The sequence below is a fragment of the Candidatus Methylomirabilota bacterium genome (genome assembly GCA_028870115.1).
GTDB lineage: Bacteria > Methylomirabilota > Methylomirabilia > Methylomirabilales > Methylomirabilaceae > Methylomirabilis.
On the sequence record JAGWQH010000002.1, the window covers coordinates 1 to 1,682 of the forward strand.

The 1,682-nt window shown below is 58.6% G+C and carries 2 protein-coding genes; one reads left to right on the top strand and one right to left on the bottom strand.

Translation table 11 applies throughout. The features are described 5' to 3' along the window. Positions 1 to 225 precede the first annotated feature (225 nt). On the bottom strand, positions 226 to 1,227 hold the full coding sequence (locus tag KGL31_00045; protein MDE2320306.1) for a metallophosphoesterase: 1,002 nt from the start codon (positions 1,225 to 1,227) through the stop codon (positions 226 to 228). A 313-nt stretch (positions 1,228 to 1,540) separates the two neighbouring features. Between KGL31_00045 and KGL31_00050 the strand changes: the two genes are divergently transcribed. Continuing rightward, a partial coding sequence (locus KGL31_00050; GenBank protein ID MDE2320307.1) for a sodium:proton antiporter occupies positions 1,541 to 1,682 on the top strand: 142 nt, incomplete at its 3' end.

Consider the following 1,682-nt stretch of genomic DNA (forward strand, 5'->3'; position numbering starts at 1 on the left):
CCACGAGACGATCCGAACCGATCATCTGGCTGCGGCGATCCAATACCGGACCCTGGATCGCCGCACCGGATGGTAGCGGATCGACAACGTCACCTCCCGGATGTGCCGGAACCTCGATGATGCCGAAGGGTGTCCTTGCGGAAATGTTCGTTGCCGTCCAAAAAACCTCAAAGACTTTCAGGGCGGGGCGAAGCCTTCAGCCATCTGAACGCGGCACTGACTATATTAGGCTCGCTGGCCGTGTTGAGCGGGGTGACTGTGTGGGTGGACTGGAGTGTACAGTGAGCCCGTCACCGAGCCGGGCACCGTTATCACCCGTTGATTCCTGGCAACAAAACAGCGGTTCCCGGGGGAGTAACCGCGCACCGACGTTCGGACCTCCCATCCGTGAGACGACGGACGCACCTCGTAGATATGATACCCCGCATGCTGCTCCGGCTCCGAACCGCGAGCGGAGGCAGAAGGGACACCCATAATGGGGATCGTACCTCCCACGTCAGGAAGGTACACCACGGAAGAACGGTGGGTGTGTCCGTGCAAAATCATCTCCACGCCGTGCCGAGCAAGAAGGGCCCTCAACGTGGCCCCGTCGGTGAGTCGTTTCCGCCACCCGACCATGGCCGCCGTAGGAGGATGGTGGATGAGGAGGATTCTGAACAGGCCCCGTTGGCGGGTGAGATCGAGGATGTCGCCGAGTCTGTTTATCTGTGCGGCGCCCAGGCTTCCGGTGGCGAAAAAGGGTGCGGACGGGTGTGCGGAGGTCACTCCAATCAGAGCGGTATGCCCGCGTACACGTACACTGGGAAAGAATGAACGATCCGAGATCTGCTGTCCTTCGACCTGCAGTCCCGGATCGGAGGCCATATAGGGCGTCCACAGGGCGAAGGTGTCTGCCCACGGGGTGCGGACGTATGCATCGTGGTTACCCGGAACAACGGTCACGTCGGTCGGTAAACCAAGAGTCTCCAGCCATTGTCGGGCTTGTCGAAATTCATCGGGGAGGCCAATATGGGTCAGATCACCCGTAATCACGACATGGTCCAGCGTCAGCCCTTTCAGATCGTGAAGCAGGGCAGCTAAGACCTCAGGAGCGTTCTCGCGACGACGCCGGAGCCACCAGGACAGATAACCGAGCGCGCGCTTGTTCAGAAGATCGCGGATCTTGACGTCAACCAGCGAAGAGAGATGAAGATCAGAGAGGTGAGCGACTCTGAAGATTCCGTTCATCGATTTTGCCATCCTGATGCGGAGCCATGTAAAGCGACAAATCTCTGCATTCCCTTATTTTATTGAGGAGTCTGCCCGATAAGCCCCCGTCTCCTGTTCGACCCCTCGATAAGCTCAGCATAACACAACAACCTCGTGGACCGTACTGAGAGCGGAAATAAAAGAGGGCCGTCAACCACACACTCCAGAAGCGTTTTGACTTTCACATCAAATCTGGTATGGTGAAACGCAACGCAAGATACCGGTATTGACGACACTGGCACTCTTGGCCCTGCAGGGTTCCGCCGCGGCCGCAGAGGAGGGTGGGATGCCATTGGGCCATCAGCTTGGGCTGGTCTGGGTGGCTCCATTCGCCCTGTTGCTTCTGTCCATTGCAGTCCTGCCGCTGATTGTCCCGCGCTGGTGGGAATCCAACCTCAACAAGGGAATCATGTGCGCCGTCCTTGGGCTTCCCG

Bases quoted from the DNA above. Each gene is read 5' to 3' on its own strand.
- KGL31_00045 (MDE2320306.1), bottom strand. From the start codon at position 1,227: ATGAACGGAATCTTCAGAGTCGCTCACCTCTCTGATCTTCATCTCTCT.